We start from the raw sequence: 16936 nt of genomic DNA on the forward strand, positions 1-16936 counted from the left end.
GACGGTCGTACGCTGACCGACGTGACGGACCTGTCGGAGGTGTCGGGGGTGGACAGCACCAGCCCGACCGACGCGCGGGGCGCGGACGACGCGTCCCGCGCCTCCCGGCCGTCCGCCCGTGCCTTCCCGTGGGCCGCCGCACCGGGCGCCGACGACGCCGAGGTCCGCGTCGCCCGCCGCCGCTGGTACGGCGGCGCCGCCTTCGGCCTGCTCTGGCAGGCCCTGCTGCTCGTCGCGGTGTGGACCGACGGCCGCACGGTCGACGAGCACGTCTCCGCGACCCTCGCGCTCGCGGTGCTGTACGTCGGGTACCTGTTCGCCCCGGAGGCCATGTGGCGGCACGGACTCCGACGGCGCGTGGTCGTCCTGGCCGTGCTCGCCGCCTACGCGGGACTCCTGCTCGTCCCCGTCGGCCCGGCCGCGGTGTGGTCCTGGCTGCTCGTCGTCGCGCTGTCCGGGTTCGTGGCGGTGCGGCTCTGGGTGGCCCTCGCCGTCCTCGGGGTCGTCGTCGCCGCCGAGCTCGTCGTCGCCGCGGTCGTCGGGTGGGACGCGGCGTCGAGCACGGGCATCCTGTTCGCCCCGATCGTGGCGGTGTCGATCGGGGCCTCGATGGTGTTCTTCGGTCGCCAGCGCGAGGCCGAGGACCAGCTCGGGGTCGCGCAGGACGAGCTCACCCGGCTCGCGGTGGTCGAGGAGCGCGCACGGTTCTCCCGCGACCTGCACGACGTGCTCGGGCACTCGCTGACGGTCGTCACGATGAAGTCCGAGCTCGCGGCGCGGCTGGTCGACGTCGACCCGGCCCGCGCGAAGACCGAGATGCAGGACGTCGAGCGGCTGTCGCGCGAGGCGCTGCAGGGACTCCGGCAGGCGGTCAGCGGGTACCGTCAGGCCGACCTGGACGCCGAGCTGGTCTCCGCGCGCTCGGCGCTGGACGCGGCCGGGGTCGTCGCGGAGCTCCCCGTGACCGGGGACGCGGCGGCCGGGGACGTCCGGAGCCTGTTCGCGTGGGTGCTCCGCGAGGGCGTGACGAACGTGGTGCGCCACGCGGCGGCCAGTCGGGCACGGGTGACGCTGACCCGGACCACCCTGACGATCGAGGACGACGGCACCGGAGCGGTCGACGCCCCCGTGCCCGCCGGACCGTTCGACGTCGGCGGCAACGGCCTGCGCGGACTGCACGAGCGAGCCGACGCCGTCGGGGCCACGGTGACGACGGGCACGAGCGACCTCGGCGGCTTCCTGCTGCGGGTCGAGAGGAGACCACGGTGACCGACCCCATCCGCGTCCTGCTCGCCGACGACCAGGCGCTCGTCCGCGGAGCCCTGGCGTCGCTGCTGTCGCTCGAGCGGGACATCGACGTCGTGGCGCAGGTCGCCCGTGGGGACGAGGTGCTCGAGGCCGCCCGGACCTCGCAGGCCGCCGTGGCCCTGCTCGATGTCGAGATGCCCGGCACCGACGGCCTGACCGCCGCCGCGACCCTGGCCCGCGAGCTCCCGGCGTGCCGGTCCCTCATCGTGACGACGTTCGGCCGCCCCGGGTACCTGCGGCGAGCGCTCGAGGCCGGCGCCGCGGGCTTCGTCGTGAAGGACACCCCCGCCGAGCAGCTGGCCGACGCGGTCCGCCGGGTCGCCGGGGGCTTCCGCGTGGTGGACCCGGTGCTCGCCGCGGAGTCCCTGGCCGCCGGCCCGTCGCCGCTCACGCCGCGGGAGACCGACGTGCTCGTCGCGTTCCGCACGGCGTCGACCGTCGCGGGGATCGCGGCGGTGCTGCACCTGTCCGAGGGGACGGTGCGGAACCACCTGTCCGCGGCGATCGGCAAGACGGCGGCCCGGAACGCGACCGAGGCGCTGCGGGTCGCCGCCGACAACGGCTGGCTGATCGGCACGTAACCTGGACCGGTGCTCCGACGCCCCCTGCTCGCCCTCGCCGTGGTCGCGCTCGGCGCGCTGTCCCTGACCGGGTGCGGTGCGCACGACTCGACCGGGCAGATCGCCGTGACCGTCTCGGAGAACGCGGCCGAGCACCCCTACGAGGTGCGGGTCTACGCGGCGACCGGCAAGCTCTCCGAGCACCAGCGGGTGTTCCCGGGTGGCACCGCCGACTTCGCGGGGGTCCCGCTCGGCCGGGTGACGGTGCGGGCGACGGACCTGTGCTCGGCGAAGGCCACCGTCACGGACGACCACGTCGCGACCGTGACGCTCGCCACCACGGGCTGCTGACGACCCGGCCCCGGGGCGCCGACGACCCGGTCAGTGCGTGAGCAGCACCTTGACGAGCCCGATCGCGAACGCCACGGCCGCGAGCACGATCCCGCCCCACAGCCCGAGGAACGACGGGCGCCGCCCGCTGAAGCGCTGCAGGAACACCCCGACCAGGCCGATGCGCACCACCAGGATGACGATCGCGGCCGTCTGCGCCCACGGCGCCGGCAGCCACCCGGCCCACGCCACGGCGTAGAGCACGGCCGGGATCAGGCCGGAGGTCGCGATCGGGTTCGCGTCGCGCAGGATCGCCCCGACGGTCTCGCGGTGCTCCTCGTCGTCGCCGGTGTCACCGATCGCGTGCGCGACGACGTGGGAGAGCACGTGCGCCAGGTAGGTCAGGACGGCCGTCGCGAGGACCGTCAGGACGGCCGCACCGTGCTCGATCTGCTCCGGGGAGACCGCGATCGCGACGGCCAGGACGGTGATGTTGCCGTAGATGTACGACGACATCCGGTCGCGCAGGCGCTCCAGGGGGAACGTGGACGGGTCGGGGCGGTGGCGACGTTGTCGGGATCGGCGGGGCACGGACCCATCCTGGCCCCCGGAGGTGCCAGGCTGGGCGGGTCGGCGCACCGCGGCGTCGACGGACAGGAGACACGAGACATGTCCCAGCGCCCACTCGACCAGCGCCAGCTCGACGAGCGCCCACTCACCCAGCGCCCCCTCGCCCTGGTGACCGGGGTCGGCCGCCGCGCCGGCATCGGCGCCGCGATCGCCACTCGGCTCGCCGCCGACGGCTGGGACCTCGCCCTCTCCTGGTGGGGTCCGTACGACGCCCGCGTGCACGGCGGGGCCGACCCCGACGGGGTGGACGCGGTCGTCGCCCAGGCCGAGCGTGCGGGGGCTCGCGTGACGCGCCTCCCGGTTGACCTGGCCGACCCGGAGCAGGCGGCCGCACTCGTCGGCCGTGCCGAGGCGGAGGCGGGCGCCCCCGTGACGGCCGTCGTCATGTCGCACTGCGAGTCGGTCGACTCCGACTACGCGACCACCACGCTCGAGTCCTTCGACCGGCACCTGGCGGTGAACGTCCGGGCGCCCTTCCTGATCGTGCAGGCGTACGCGCGACGGCTCCGCGAGGGCGCCCCCGCCCCCGAGGACCGCCGCCGGGTCGTGGCCCTGACGAGCGACCACGTCGGCTTCAACCTGCCGTACGGCACGAGCAAGGGTGCGCTCGACCGGCTGATGGTCGGCGCGGCCCAGGAGCTCGGCGACGTGCACGTCAGCGCGAACGCGGTGAACCCCGGACCGAACGACACCGGGTGGTTCACCGACGAGGTCCGCGAGGCCGTGGTCGCGCAGACCCCGCTCGGACGCCCGTCGACGCCCGCGGACACCGCGGCGCTGATCGGGTTCCTGCTCGGTCCGGACGGCGGCTGGGTGAACGGGCAGCTGCTCAAGACGGACGGTGGGTTCAGCGCCCGGTAGTCGCGCCTGCCGATCCGGTCGACGCCGATTTGGTTGACGCGTCAACCAAATCGGCGCACACTGGGTGCATGCACACGCAGGATCTCCTCGCCGCGGACACCGGGATGGGCGCCGTCACGCTCCGGGTCGCCGACCTCGACACGATGGTCGCGTACTACCGCGACGGCGTCGGACTCACCGTCCTGACGCAGGACGGCGGCGTCGCGGTGCTCGGCCGCGGGACGACCCCGATCGTGGTGCTCGAGCACGCGCCGGCGATGCGGCACGCCGCCCCGCACGAGGCCGGGTTGTTCCACACCGCGATCCTGTTCGACACGCAGGCCGACCTGGCGGCAGCGCTCTACTCGGTCGCGACGAAGTACCCGCGCACGTTCACGGGCAGCGCCGACCACCTGGTGAGCAACGCGTTCTACTTCCAGGACCCCGAGGGCAACGGCGTCGAGCTGTACTGGGACCGCGACCGCACGGAGTGGTCGTGGACGCACGGCATGGTCGACATGGACACGATCTGGGTCGACCCGAACGCGTTCGTGCAGGAACACCTGACGCCCTCGGCGCTCGAGTCCGCAGCATCCCGCCCCGGACGCGTGGGGCACGTGCACCTGTCCGTCGGGGACGTGGCCACCGCGAAGGCGTTCTACGTCGACCGGCTGGGCTTCGCGACGACCGCGGCGATGGGCGACCAGGCGCTGTTCGTCAGCGCGGGCGGCTACCACCACCACATGGCGATGAACACGTGGAACTCCCGCGGCGCCGGACGCCGACAGCTCGGGCTCGGGCTGGGACTCGTCCGGATCGAGGTCCCCGGGGCCGACGACCTGGGCGCGCTCGTGTCCCGGATGCACGACACCGGGGTGCAGACCGCCGACGACGGCCGGACGGTCGCGTTCGAGGACCCGTGGGCGAACCGCATCGAGGTGACGGCGCCCGGTCGGGGCTGAGCGGCGCGGGCGGGCGCGGCCCCGCGCGGCCGCGGCCGCGAGACTCGGCTGTGCGGACACTCCCGCGGGTCGGACGCCGCGGAAGCGTCCGCATGGACGAGTCTCGCGCTCGGCCCGCAGCCGCACCCGGCAGGATGGGCACGTGAGCGAAGACATCCGGTGGGAGGTGGTCGAGGAGAGCGCGCTGTCGCTCCCCGACCACGAGGCGATCGCGGCGATGCTCGGGCAGGCCTTCCCGAGCTGGTCGCACTGGTACGTGGGCGGCCGTGACTACGCCGGCATGCAGCCCGAACGCCGGGTGATCGCCCGGGACGCCGACGGTGTGGTGCTCGCCCACGTCGGGATCCGCCGCATGTTCATCACCGTGGGCGGGCAGGACGTCCTGGTCGGCGACACCGGCATCGTCGCCGTCGCGCCCCGACTCCAGGGCACCGGCATCGGCCGCGAGCTGCTCGACCGCACGCACGCGGTCCTCGAGGGACTCCGCGTCCCGTACGGCTTCCTCGGTGCCGGTGAGGACCGCATCCCCTTCTACGCGCACATGGGCTGGCACGAGATCGCGGGTGCGGTCGGCACGTTCTCGGCCTTCACGGCCGACGGGGCCGGGGTCACCGAGACCGAGCAGGGCGGCTGGATGGTCCGGCCCGTCACCGCGGCGCTCGAGGACTGGCCGACCGGAGAGATCCTGCTGAACGGCCAGCAGGTCTAGTCCCGGCCCATCAACGGAGTGGAGGCGCGGTGCCAGCTGGCACCGCGCCTCCAGTCCGTTCTGTCGTTACGCCTCGACCGCGACCTCCGCCGGGTCCTCGTTCGATCCCGGCGCGCTCGGCGCGACGGCGGCGCGCACGCGCGCCCCGAGGTCGGCGTCGACGCTCGTCCAGTAGGCGAACACCCGCTCGCGCAGGTCGTCGCGCGTCACCTTCGAGACGTGGCCGGCGATGTTGCCGACCAGGCGCTCACGGGCGGCGTCGTCGAGGACCTCGCGGTAGAGCGTGCCCGCCTGGCCGAAGTCGTCGTCCTCGGGGTGGAGGGTCGCGGCGGAGCGCTGCAGCGCACCGTCGGACTCCCAGCCGGGAGCGTCGTCCGTCGCGGACGGGTCGGCGTGTGCCCCGCCGAGCGAGTTCGGCGCGTAGACCGGCACCTCGGACTTCTGGAAGTCGAAGCGCATGGCGCCGTCCTTCGAGTACGAGTGCACCTCGTTCTTCGGGGCGTTCACCGGCAGCTGGGCGTGGTTCGTGCCGACGCGGTAGCGGTGCGCGTCCGCGTAGCTGAAGATGCGCGCGAGGAGCATCTTGTCCGGGCTCGCCGCGATGCCCGGGACGAAGTTCGACGGCGCGAAGGTCGCCTGCTCGATCTGCGCGAAGTAGTTCTCCGGGTTGCGGTTGAGCTCCATCGTGCCGACCTCGATGAGCGGGTAGTCCGCGTGCGGCCACACCTTCGTCAGGTCGAACGGGTTGAAGCGGTAGCTCTCGGCGTCCGCGTACGGCATGACCTGCACCTTGAGCGTCCACTTCGGGAAGTCACGGCGCTCGATGGCCTCGTGCAGGTCGCGGATGTGGAAGTCCGCGTCCTCGCCGGCGATGCGGTCGGCGTCCTCCTGCGTCAGGGTCTTGTGGCCCTGCTGCGTCTCGAAGTGGTACTTCACCCAGAAGCGCTCGCCCTCGGCGTTGATCCACTGGTAGGTGTGCGAGCCAAAGCCGTCCATGTTGCGCCAGCTCGCCGGCAGACCGCGGTCGCCCATCAGCCACGTGACCTGGTGCGCCGACTCCGGGGAGAGCGTCCAGAAGTCCCACTGCATGTCGTGGTCGCGCAGGTGCGAGCCCGGCAGGCGCTTCTGCGAGCGGATGAAGTCCGGGAACTTGATGCCGTCGCGCAGGAAGAACACGGGCGTGTTGTTGCCGACGAGGTCGTAGTTGCCCTCGGTCGTGTAGAACTTCAGCGCGAAGCCGCGGGGGTCGCGCCAGGTGTCCGGGGAGCCCTGCTCGCCGGCGACGGACGAGAAGCGGGCGAGCATCTCGGTGGTCTGGCCCGGCTGCAGGAACGCGGCGCGGGTGTAGCGGCTGACGTCGTGCGTGACGGTGAAGGTACCGAAGGCGCCGCCGCCCTTGGCGTGGACGACCCGCTCCGGGATGCGCTCGCGGTTGAACTGGGCGAGCTTCTCGACCAGGTAGTGGTCGTGCAGGGCGATGGGGCCGTCGGCGCCGACCCCCATCGAGTGCTGGTCGCTCGAGACCGGGGCCCCGCTGTTGGTGGTGGTCGTGGGGGTGCCGGCCGGCTGGCCGGTCGTGTTCTGGTCGGACACGGTTCCTCCTCGGAACGTTGGTTCGGTCAGGGATGCTCGGGTTGCTCGTGGGCCACGGGGGTGGCGGTGCCGTCGGCGGCTGCGGACTGCTCGGCTGCGGCGCAGCGCTCGCAGATGCCCCAGTAGGTGACCTCGGCCGTCGTGACGGCGAATCCGTGCGTCTCGGACGGGGTCAGGCAGGGTGCGTGACCGACCGCGCAGTCGACGTCCTGCACCGCACCGCACATCGTGCAGACGACGTGGTGGTGGTTGTCGCCCGTCCGCCGCTCGTAGCGCGCCGGACTGCCGGCCGGCTCGATCCGCCGCACGAGCCCGGCGCCGGTGAGGGCCCCCAGCACGCCGTACACCGCCTGGTGGCTCGTCGTGGGGAGCTCGGCGGCGAGCGCCGTGAGGACGTCGTCGGCGGTCGCGTGCGGCATCGTGCCGAGGGAGCGCAGGACGGCCAGTCGCGGGGTCGTCACCCGCAGGCCGGCGGTGCGCAGGAGTTCCGCGTCGGTGTCCATCCCGCCCCCTCGTCGGTCACTGTCTTGCATCGGTCAAGACAACAGTAGCGGTCCACCGCCCCGAGCCGCGAGCACCGGCCGGGTCCGCGCGTGTCGTCACGATCGGGTCGCGATCAGCTGGGACGCGGCTGGACCGGGCGGGAGCGCCGGTACGGTCCCTCCATGGGGGCAACAGCGGGAACACTCGTCCGGCAGGCGATCGCGCAGCGGGACCTGGTCGTCGACCTCGTCCGGACCACGTGCGTGGTCCTCGTCGTGGTGGTCCACATCACGATGGTCGGCGTCGCGGTCGGCCCCGACGGCATCGCGGTGACGAGCCCGTTGCAGGAGGCGCCGTGGTACGTCGCCGCCACGTGGGTCGGGCAGGTGATGCCGCTGTTCTTCGTCGTCGGCGGGTTCGCGAGCGCGGTGGGATGGCGGAGCACAGTCGCGCGGGGCGGTGGGGCGCGGGACTTCGTCGCGACCCGGCTCGTGCGACTGTTCCGCCCGGCGATCCCGCTGTTCCTCGTGCTCGCGGTCGCCCTCGGTACCGCGACCGCCCTCGGCACGCCGCCGGAGCTGCTCGGCGAGGTCGCGTTCGGCATCGGCTCCCCGCTCTGGTTCCTCGCCGCGTACGGCATCACCCAGTGCTGCGTCCCGCTCATGGCGCGGCTGCACGCCCGGGCTCCGTGGCGGACCCTCGGTGCACTGCTCGTGCTCGCCGCGGCGGTCGACGCGGTCCGGTTCGCCACCGGCGTCGCGGAGGTCGGGCTGCTCAACCTCGGTCCGGTGTGGCTCTTCGCGCAGCAGCTCGGCTTCCTGTGGGCAGACGGCTGGTTCGCCCGGCGCTCCCGGCTCGTGCTCGTCGGCGGGGCGGTCGCCGGGTACGCGGCGCTCGTCCCCCTCACCTCGGTCGGGCTCTGGGCGCCGGACATGCTGCAGGACCTCAACCCGCCGATGCTCCCGCTGGCGTTCCTCGCGGTCGCGCAGGCGTGCCTCGTGCAGCTCGCCCACGGTCCGCTCTCGCGACTCATGCGGACCCGGGGCGCCCAGGCCGCCGTGTTCGTGGTCGGCCGGGACGGCATGGTGGTGTACCTCTGGCACCTGCCGCTGTTCATCGCCCTGAACGGCATCGCCCTGCTCCTCGGTGCGCCGTTCCCCGAGCCCGGCTCAACGGTGTGGTGGGCGACCCGGCCCGTGGCGCTCGTGGTGGTGCTCGCCGTCGCGATCGGGATCGCCCGTGGGCTCCGGTGGTTCGACCGGCCGCTCCCCCGCCTGGAGCCCGGCACGGACCGTCCGGGCTGGCCGGTCCTCGCCGTCGCGGCACTCTGCACGATCGGCCCCGCCTTCGCGGTGATGCAGCTGCACCTGTCGCTCGGGACCGCCGTGGTCGGCGCGGTGCTCGTACCGCTCGGGGTCGTGCTGCTCGGGCGGACCGTGCGGCTGAACTGATCCTCACCGCGCCGGGGCCCGTGCGCGGGCACACCGAGGCGTCGACGGCAGAGGATGGCGGGGCACCGACCACGCCCTGTTCTCCCCCGGAGGTTCCCCACGCCGCAGCCCGCCGAGTTCTGGAGCACCTGGCAGTTCGACCCCCTCGCCGCCGTGCTGCTCGCCGTCGCCGCCGTCGCGTACGGGTGGTGGATCGTCGGAGCACGCCGTCGGGGTGCGCGCTGGTCCGGCTGGCGCACGCTGTCGTTCACGCTCGCGCTCGTGCTGTTCGGACTGCTGCAGTTCGGCGTGGTCGGGCGGTACGACCAGCTGCTCCGCTGGGCCTTCACCCTCCGGCTCGCCCTGCTCTTCTTCGCCGTCCCGACGTTCGCCGCCCTCGCCGCACCCGTGTCGCTGCTGCGGCTCGGTGGCCCTCAACGCCTGGCACGGCTCGCCGACCGCGCGATGGGGTCCCGCCCGATCCGGGTCCTCGGCAACGCGATCGTCGCCCCGGTCGTCGGACTCGTGCTGTTCGCGGTGCTGCTGACCCCGCTCGCGGCGACCATCCGGGAGTCCTCGGCGTGGGTGGTCGCGATCACCGTCCTCGTGCCCGTGCTCGGCTTCGGGTTGCTCGCGCCGCTGTCCGAGCCGGGCGTGCTGCGGAGCTCGACGTTCGTCACGGTCGAGTTCCTGCTCGCCTTCGTGGAGCTCCTGCTCGACGCGGTCCCCGGCATCGTGCTGCGCGTGACGAACCACGTGCTCGACGGGTCGCTCGTGCACGTCCTCGGGCAGCCGTGGTTCCCGAACCCCCTCGAGGACCAGCACCTCGCCGGCGACCTGCTGTGGTTCATCGCCGAGGTGGCCGACGTCCCCGTCCTCATCATGCTGTTCATCCGGTGGCAGCGGACCGACCGCCGCGAGGCTCGGTCCGTCGACGCGCTCTCCGACGAGGAGATGGAGGCGCTCACCCGCGAGCACCTGCAGCGCCGCGGCTGAGCCCGGTGCGGTGGTGGTGTGCGGGGCGCCCGCCGTCGGCTCGTGCGTCATCGCAGACGTCGTACGACAGCGGCGATGACGCTGCCGCCCGCCCGCTCGCACGCCCGACACGACACCCCGCGCCCCGCTCCCCCACGGGACCGGCCCCGCACCACCCCCGGTCCGGGACGGTACGGGGCCGGGATCGACGCAGCGCGGGTCAGGCGTCGGCGTGGCGACCGTGGTGGTCGGAGGCCGCCAGCTCCTCTTCCGCGGTGGCCGGCGCCGGAGCCGCAGCATGCGCCCCCGAACCCGCACCGGCACCGGCACCCGCACCGACCCGCTCGGCCTCGGGCTGCGTCGGCACCGCCCCGGTCTGCTGCCACTGCACGGTCTGCTTCGGCTTCGCCAGGAACAGGGCCGCGACGATCGCCACGACGAGTACCAGGGCCGGCAGCACGAGCGACTGCCCCATCGCGGTGGCGAACGGCTGCTGCAGGAACGCCGGCAGCGCACCGACCTGCTGCTCGGCGCCGCCGCCCGACGACGACCCGGCGCCTGACGGGAAGTTCGCCGTGATCCGGGCCTCGATCAGCGCCGCGATCCCTGCGGAGCCGAGCACCGCACCGATCTGCCGGGTGGTGTTGTAGACGCCCGACCCGGCACCCGCGAGCGCCGGAGGCAGGTTCCGCGTCGCGGAGACCGAGAGCGGCCCCCACATGCACGCGTTCGCGAGCCCGAGCAGCGCACTCGGCAGCAGCGTCCAGCCCCAGTCGGCACCGGACCACAGGAGCGACCCGAACCAGAAGAGGGCGCCGGAGAAGCAGGCGAGACCGAACGCCCCGACCCACCGCGGGTTCCACTTGTTCAGGTTCTTGCCGACGAGCGGCGCGAGCCCGGCGGAGATGACGGCCTGCGGCACGAGGAGCAGCGCGGCCTGGGTCGGGGTGAAGCGGAGCACGTCCTGCGCCCACAGCATGATCGGGAGCGCGAACGACGAGATCGCGACGCCCACCGCGGTGATCGCGATGTTCGCGAGCGTGAAGTTGCGGTCCTTGAACAGCCCGAGGGGCAGCAGCGGCTCGCCCTTCTGCGTGCCCTGCCACACGACGAACGCGGCGAGGACGACGATCCCGGTGATGATGAGCGACCAGACGGAGATCGGCCCGGTGATGGTGCCCCAGTCGTAGGTCTCGCCCTCCTGGATGCCGAAGACGAGCAGGAACATGCCGACGGCGGACAGCGCGATGCCGAGGTAGTCGAAGCGGTGCCCGCGGCGCTCGAAGGTCGGGACGAACCGCTGCGCGAGCACGAACGCGACGATGCCGACGGGGACGTTCACGAAGAAGATCCACTCCCAGCCGAAGCCGTCGACGAGCAGGCCGCCGACGATCGGGCCGACGAGCGAGGCGACACCGGCGACGGCGCCCCACAGGCCCATCGCAGCGCCGCGGTTCTGGGGCGGGAAGATGCGGGTGATGACGGCCATCGTCTGCGGGGTCATCATGGCGGCGCCGAGGCCCTGCACGACGCGGGCGATGATGAGCACCTCGATCGAGCCGGCCAGGCCGCACCACAGGCTGGCGAGCGTGAAGACGACGAGCCCGACCTGGTACAGCACCTTCGGGCCGAAGCGGTCGCCGAGCCGGCCCGTGATGAGCAGCGGCACCGCGTACGCGAGCAGGTAGGCGCTGGTCACCCAGATCACGGCGTTGATGTCCGCGTCGAGCGCCGAGGCGATGGTGGGGGTCGCGACCGACACGATGGTCGAGTCGACGAGGATCATGAAGAACCCGACGACGAGGGCCCAGAGCGCGGGCCAGGGCTTCTTCTCGTGCGTGGTCGGGGCGCCAGTGGTGGTGGCGGAGGTCATCGAGTGTGTTCCTTGCTGCTGGTGGTGGTGTCGGGGAGGACCGGGTCGGTCCAGGGGACGGCGCCGTTCCGGAGGCGTTCCGTCGTGGCACGGAGCCACTCGATCTGGGCGGTCAGCATGGCACGGACGTACGACACGTCCAGCCAGTACCGCTCGGGCAGGTCCTTGCCGCGGACGACGTCGAGGATCTCGTCGGCCTCGTCCCGCTGCCGCTCGAGCGCGTGCACCCGCCGGCCGAGCGCGTCGACGGCCTCGGCGAGGGGCAGGTTCTCGACCTCAGCGAGCGCCAGGTGGAACACCGGGTACTCGTCGGCGGGGTCGGCGAGCATGCCGACCAGGCCGTCGTGCAGCACCGTCCACCCGCTCTCGGTGATCGCGTAGGTGGTGCGTTCCGGTCGGTTGCCCTCGCGGTCGGTGCCGACGACCTCGGCGAGGCCGAGCTCCACGAGGCGGCCGACCTGGTGGTAGAGGGTGCCCGGCCGGACCTTGACGTTCCGCCCGTCGCGCCGGTGGGTCATCGTCTGGAACATCTCGTACGGGTGCGTGGGGCCCTCTGCGAGGAGCCCGAGCGCGGCGAACGCGAGCGGCGTGAGCGACGCCATCCGTGCCTCCAGTCCGACATGACGGATTGTTCCGTCCCGATCATTCGACTTGGAATGTACGCCTTGGAGCAGCCATCGGCAACCAGACGGGCGCGTCCTCCACAGGCGCGCACCGCGCGTGCAGTTCCGCACAGGAGGCACGGTGCGGTCCCGGCGCGTCGCGCGCGGACCGTAGACTGGTCGCGTCCCACCCAACCCACCCAAGCGCTGGAGTGAACACGTGCCAACCATCGTCGTCGAGGTCATGCCCAAGGCTGAGATCCTCGATCCCCAGGGCAAGGCGGTGGGCAACGCGCTCGCCCGTCTCGGCAAGGCCGACCTGACCGACGTCCGCATCGGCAAGCGCTTCGAGATCGCCGTCGACGGCCCCGTCGACGACGCGAAGCTGGCCGAGGTCCGCGAGATCGCGGCCGACGTCTTCTCGAACGCCGTGATCGAGGACGTCGTCTCGGTCACCGTCGCCGAGCAGGCGTGAGCCGCATGCGGATCGGCGTCATCACCTTCCCCGGCTCGCTCGACGACCGCGACGCCCAGCGCGCGGTCCGGCTGGCCGGCGGCGAACCCGTCGCGCTCTGGCACGGCGACCACGACCTGCAGGGGGCCGAGGCGATCATCCTCCCCGGCGGGTTCTCGTACGGCGACTACCTGCGTGCCGGTGCGATCGCGGCGAAGGCCCCGATCATGGCCGAGGTCATCGACGCCGCCGGCAAGGGCATGCCCGTGCTCGGCATCTGCAACGGCTTCCAGATGCTGGCCGAGGCACGACTGGTGCCGGGCGCGCACACCCGCAACGCCCACCAGCAGTTCATCCGGCGCGACCAGAAGCTCCGCGTCGAGAACGCCGGCACCGCGTGGACCTCGGGCTTCGACGCCCAGCAGGAGATCACCATCCCGCTGAAGAACGCCGACGGCCGCTTCGTCGCGGACGCCGACGAGATCAAGCGCATCGAGGACAACGGCCAGGTCGTGTTCCGCTACGTCGGCGTGAACCCGAACGGGTCGATCGACGACATCGCGGGCGTCTCGAACGAGCGCGGCAACGTCGTCGGGCTGATGCCCCACCCCGAGCACGCGACGGAGCCCGGGTTCGGCCCGGACACCCCCGCAGCGATGGCCTCCGGCACGGACGGCCTCACCTTCTTCACCTCCGTGATCGAGTCGACGCTGGTCAAGTGACCGCGGCCACGACTCCAGTGACAGGGAACGACAACACCGTGACGACCCACGTTCGCCCGAAGCCCGACACCGTCCAGGACGCCGCCGCGACGCCCGACAAGGAGCAGCCGTACGAGGCCCTCGGGCTCAAGGCCGACGAGTACGCGAAGATCCGCGAGATCCTGGGCCGCCGCCCCACCTCGGGCGAGCTCGCGATGTACTCCGTGATGTGGTCGGAGCACTGCTCGTACAAGTCGAGCAAGAACTACCTGCGGCAGTTCGGCAAGAAGGTCACGCCGGAGATGACCAAGAACCTCATGGTCGGCATGGGCGAGAACGCCGGTGTCGTCGACGTGGGCAACGGCTGGGCGGTGACCTTCAAGGTCGAGTCGCACAACCACCCGTCCTACGTCGAGCCGTACCAGGGCGCCGCGACCGGTGTCGGTGGCATCGTCCGCGACATCATCTCGATGGGCGCGCGGCCGGTCGCCGTGATGGACCAGCTCCGCTTCGGCGCGATCGACCACGAGGACACCGCACGCGTCGTGCACGGAGTCGTGGGCGGCATCTCGTTCTACGGCAACTGCCTCGGCCTGCCGAACATCGGCGGCGAGACCTACTTCGACCCGGTGTACCAGGGCAACCCGCTGGTGAACGCCCTCGCGGTCGGTGTCCTGCGGCACGAGGACCTGCACCTGGCGAACGCCTCCGGCGCGGGCAACAAGGTCGTGCTCTTCGGTGCCCGCACGGGTGGCGACGGCATCGGCGGCGCGTCGATCCTGGCGTCCGACACCTTCACCGAGGGCGGCCCGACCAAGCGTCCGGCGGTCCAGGTCGGCGACCCCTTCGCCGAGAAGGTGCTCATCGAGTGCTGCCTCGAGCTGTTCCAGAAGGAGCTGGTCGAGGGCATCCAGGACCTCGGCGCCGCCGGGATCTCCTGCGCCACGTCGGAGCTCGCGAGCAACGGCGACGGCGGCATGCACATCTCGCTCGACGACGTGCTGCTCCGCGACCCCACGCTCACGGCAGAGGAGATCCTCATGTCGGAGAGCCAGGAGCGCATGATGGCCGTCGTCCGTCCCGAGAAGCTCGACGAGTTCCTCGCGGTCGTCGGCAAGTGGGAGGTCGAGACCAGCGTCCTGGGCGAGGTCACCGGCACCGGCCGTCTCGTCATCGACTGGCAGGGCCAGGAGATCGTCAACGTCGACCCGCGCACCGTGGCCGTCGACGGGCCCGTTTACGACCGCCCGGTCGCCTACCCGACGTGGATCGACGCCCTGCAGGCCGACACCGCGGCCTCGCTCGACCGTCCGACCGACGGCCCGGCGCTCAAGGCGCAGTTCCTGCAGCTGCTCGGTTCGCCGAACCTGGCGTCGAAGAACTGGGTCACCAACCAGTACGACACCTACGTGCTCGGCAACACCGCGCTGTCCTTCCCCGACGACGGCGGCATGATCCGCGTCGACGAGGAGACCGGACTCGGCGTCGCCATCGCGACCGACGCCAACGGCCGGTACTGCCAGCTCGACCCGAAGCAGGGCGCACGGCTGGCCCTGGCCGAGGCGTACCGGAACGTCGCCGTCACCGGTGCCGTCCCGGCCGCGGTCACCGACTGCCTGAACTTCGGCTCCCCCGAGAACCCCGAGGTCATGTGGCAGTTCTCCGAGGCGGTCGAGGGCCTGGCGGACGGCTGCATGGAGCTCGGCATCCCGGTCACCGGCGGCAACGTGTCGTTCTACAACCAGACCGGCACCACCCCGATCCACCCGACCCCCGTCGTCGGCGTGCTCGGCATCATCGACGACGTCGCGCTGCGGGTGCCCTCGGGTTGGCAGGACGACGGCCACAACATCTACCTGCTCGGCACGACGAGCCTGGAGCTCGACGGGTCGGCGTGGGCCGGCACGGTGCACGGGCACCTCGGCGGACGCCCGCCGGCGGTGGACCTCGAGCGCGAGAAGGCCCTGGCGGAGCTGCTGTACGCGGCCTCCGGCGAGCAGCTGCTGACCAGCGCCCACGACCTGGCAGACGGCGGCCTCGGCCAGGCCCTCGCCGAGTCGGTGCTGCGGTTCGGCCTCGGCGCCCGGGTGGTGCTCGACGAGCTCGAGGCCCGCGACGGCGTCGACACCGCGACCGCGCTGTTCTCCGAGTCGACCGGCCGCGTCATCGTGACCGTCCGGCGCGAGGACGACGTGCGCTTCCAGGGCCTGTGCGACGGCCGGGGCTTCCCGGTGCTGCGCATCGGCGTGACCGACGCCACGTCGGGCACGCTCGAGGTCCAGGGCGCGTTCGAGTCGACCCTCGACGAGCTCCGCGGCACGCACGCCGCGACGCTGCCGGCCCGCTTCGGCGACGTCATCACCGAGGACGTGACCGAGGGCTACGTCGGCCGCGGCCCGCTCGACACCGACGGCGCGTTCTCGCCGCGCGCCGACAGCTGATGTCGATCCGGCGGACGGCAGTGGCGGTGGTCGCCTCCGGCCCGGTCACCCGGGTCGCGCGGTGATCGTCACCCTGCCGTTCGCCGAGCTCGTCGACCGCTTCGGCCCCGTGCCGGACGGCGTCGAGCTCGACGTGTGGGACGTCGAGGGCCCGTACAGCCGACCCGACGAGGTCGCCCTCGCGCTGCTGCCGTTCTACTTCGGCGGACGGCACCGCTGGCAGTACGTGCACGAGCTGCCGAACCTGCGGCTGCTGCAGCTCCCGAGCGCCGGCTACGAACACGCGGTGCCGCACGTCCCGGAGCACGCCGAGCTCGCGAACGGCCGCGGCATCCACGACGACGAGACCGCCGAGCTCGCCGTCGGGCTCGCGCTGACCTCGCTGCGGGAGATCGCGGCGTTCCAGGCCGACCGTGCCGCCGGGGTGTGGGATGCACGGCAGACCCGCTCCCTCGCGGACCGTCGCGTCACCGTGGTCGGCTACGGGGCGATCGGCGCCGCGATCGCGACCCGGTTCGAGGCGATGCGGTGCCCGGTGACCGTCGTCGCACGGACGGCTCGGGAGCAGGACGGTCGGCAGGTGCACGCCTTCGGCGACCTGCCGTCCCTCGCCGCCGACACGGACGTCCTCGTGCTCATCACCCCGCTGACCGACGAGACCGAACGGCTCGTCGACGCGGACCTGCTCGCCGCACTGCCGGACGGTGCCCTCGTGGTGAACGTCGCCCGCGGCAAGGTCGTCGACACCGACGCCCTGGTGGCGGAACTCACCTCGGGCCGTCTGAGCGCGGCGCTCGACGTCACCGACCCCGAACCACTGCCGGCCGGACACCCGCTGTGGACGACCCCGAACACCGTGCTCACGCCGCACGTCGGCGGCAACACGGACCTCAGCGTGCCGCGCACCCTCGAGCTGATGCGGCAGCAGGTCACCGCGCTGGCCGAGGGCAGCCCCTTCCGGAACGTCATCCCCCGCTGACCGGCGAGGCCGGCGCGCCGCGCCGCCGCGCCGTCGCGCCGTCGCGCCGTCGCGAGACTCGCCCCC

At 72.7% G+C, this 16936-nt stretch carries 17 protein-coding genes; 12 read left to right on the top strand and 5 right to left on the bottom strand.

The genetic code is table 11. From position 1 onward, the window contains the following. Positions 1-21 precede the first annotated feature (21 nt). Genes DEU32_RS09020 through DEU32_RS09030 form a run of 3 tightly spaced genes read left to right on the top strand, consistent with a single transcriptional unit; the run spans position 22 to position 2219 of the window. A complete protein-coding gene (locus tag DEU32_RS09020; protein ID WP_141860291.1) occupies positions 22-1269 on the top strand; it encodes a sensor histidine kinase in 1248 nt (415 codons plus the stop codon). Then, on the top strand, positions 1266-1889 hold the full coding sequence (locus tag DEU32_RS09025; protein ID WP_114850220.1) for a DNA-binding response regulator: 624 nt from the start codon (positions 1266-1268) through the stop codon (positions 1887-1889). The genes DEU32_RS09020 and DEU32_RS09025 overlap by 4 nt, the downstream gene beginning before the upstream one ends. Positions 1890-1898: 9 nt before the next feature. After that, positions 1899-2219 carry a hypothetical protein gene (locus DEU32_RS09030; RefSeq protein WP_114850221.1) on the top strand — a complete coding sequence of 107 codons (321 nt, stop codon included), beginning with the start codon at positions 1899-1901 and terminating at the stop codon, positions 2217-2219. Between the two features lie 30 nt (positions 2220-2249). On the opposite strand, the gene DEU32_RS09035 is transcribed toward DEU32_RS09030, so the two are convergent. Then, positions 2250-2789, bottom strand: a complete 540-nt coding sequence (locus DEU32_RS09035) for a hypothetical protein (protein ID WP_141860287.1) — start codon at positions 2787-2789, stop codon at positions 2250-2252. Between the two features lie 78 nt (positions 2790-2867). Between DEU32_RS09035 and DEU32_RS09040 the strand changes: the two genes are divergently transcribed. From DEU32_RS09040 to DEU32_RS09050, 3 genes are all read left to right on the top strand, one after another. Continuing rightward, positions 2868-3689, top strand: coding sequence for an SDR family oxidoreductase (locus tag DEU32_RS09040; RefSeq protein ID WP_114850223.1), 822 nt, complete (start codon positions 2868-2870; stop codon positions 3687-3689). Positions 3690-3757: 68 nt separating this feature from the next. Beyond that, positions 3758-4630: a VOC family protein gene (locus DEU32_RS09045; RefSeq protein WP_114850224.1), complete on the top strand. Its 873-nt coding sequence runs from the start codon at positions 3758-3760 to the stop codon at positions 4628-4630. A gap of 142 nt (positions 4631-4772) precedes the next feature. Then, a complete protein-coding gene (locus DEU32_RS09050) occupies positions 4773-5339 on the top strand; it encodes a GNAT family N-acetyltransferase (protein WP_058741537.1) in 567 nt (188 codons plus the stop codon). A 66-nt stretch (positions 5340-5405) separates the two neighbouring features. Here DEU32_RS09050 and DEU32_RS09055 read toward each other — a convergent pair whose 3' ends face one another. Together DEU32_RS09055 and DEU32_RS09060 are read right to left on the bottom strand one after the other, a co-directional pair. After that, complete coding sequence (locus DEU32_RS09055; protein WP_114850225.1) at positions 5406-6932, bottom strand: catalase; 1527 nt, start codon at positions 6930-6932, stop codon at positions 5406-5408. Positions 6933-6958: 26 nt separating this feature from the next. Continuing rightward, a complete protein-coding gene (locus DEU32_RS09060) occupies positions 6959-7435 on the bottom strand; it encodes a Fur family transcriptional regulator (RefSeq protein ID WP_114850226.1) in 477 nt (158 codons plus the stop codon). Between the two features lie 162 nt (positions 7436-7597). Between DEU32_RS09060 and DEU32_RS09065 the strand changes: the two genes are divergently transcribed. Both DEU32_RS09065 and DEU32_RS09070 read left to right on the top strand, forming a co-directional pair. Beyond that, positions 7598-8866, top strand: a complete 1269-nt coding sequence (locus DEU32_RS09065; RefSeq protein WP_114850227.1) for an acyltransferase — start codon at positions 7598-7600, stop codon at positions 8864-8866. A 153-nt stretch (positions 8867-9019) separates the two neighbouring features. Further along, positions 9020-9841 (top strand): cytochrome c oxidase assembly protein, encoded by an 822-nt coding sequence (locus tag DEU32_RS09070; RefSeq protein WP_181819243.1) that lies wholly within the window; start codon positions 9020-9022, stop codon positions 9839-9841. Between the two features lie 199 nt (positions 9842-10040). Here DEU32_RS09070 and DEU32_RS09075 read toward each other — a convergent pair whose 3' ends face one another. Both DEU32_RS09075 and DEU32_RS09080 read right to left on the bottom strand, forming a co-directional pair. Next, the gene (locus DEU32_RS09075) at positions 10041-11693 is read right to left on the bottom strand and encodes a DHA2 family efflux MFS transporter permease subunit (protein ID WP_114850229.1); all 1653 of its coding nucleotides are present in this window, start codon (positions 11691-11693) and stop codon (positions 10041-10043) included. After that, positions 11690-12295, bottom strand: coding sequence for a PadR family transcriptional regulator (locus tag DEU32_RS09080; RefSeq protein WP_114850230.1), 606 nt, complete (start codon positions 12293-12295; stop codon positions 11690-11692). Before DEU32_RS09080 ends, DEU32_RS09075 begins: the two co-directional genes overlap by 4 nt. Positions 12296-12515: 220 nt before the next feature. Between DEU32_RS09080 and purS the strand changes: the two genes are divergently transcribed. From purS to DEU32_RS09100, 4 genes are all read left to right on the top strand, one after another. Further along, positions 12516-12770: a phosphoribosylformylglycinamidine synthase subunit PurS gene (purS, locus tag DEU32_RS09085; RefSeq protein WP_114850231.1), complete on the top strand. Its 255-nt coding sequence runs from the start codon at positions 12516-12518 to the stop codon at positions 12768-12770. Between the two features lie 5 nt (positions 12771-12775). Further along, positions 12776-13471, top strand: coding sequence for a phosphoribosylformylglycinamidine synthase subunit PurQ (gene purQ / locus DEU32_RS09090; RefSeq protein WP_114850232.1), 696 nt, complete (start codon positions 12776-12778; stop codon positions 13469-13471). A gap of 38 nt (positions 13472-13509) precedes the next feature. After that, positions 13510-15891: a phosphoribosylformylglycinamidine synthase subunit PurL gene (gene purL, locus DEU32_RS09095; protein WP_258554826.1), complete on the top strand. Its 2382-nt coding sequence runs from the start codon at positions 13510-13512 to the stop codon at positions 15889-15891. Between the two features lie 61 nt (positions 15892-15952). Further along, positions 15953-16870 carry a 2-hydroxyacid dehydrogenase gene (locus DEU32_RS09100; protein WP_114850234.1) on the top strand — a complete coding sequence of 306 codons (918 nt, stop codon included), beginning with the start codon at positions 15953-15955 and terminating at the stop codon, positions 16868-16870. Positions 16871-16936 lie beyond the last annotated feature (66 nt).

This window comes from Curtobacterium sp. AG1037, assembly GCF_003349855.1.
In the GTDB taxonomy this organism is placed as follows: Bacteria; Actinomycetota; Actinomycetes; order Actinomycetales; family Microbacteriaceae; genus Curtobacterium; species Curtobacterium citreum.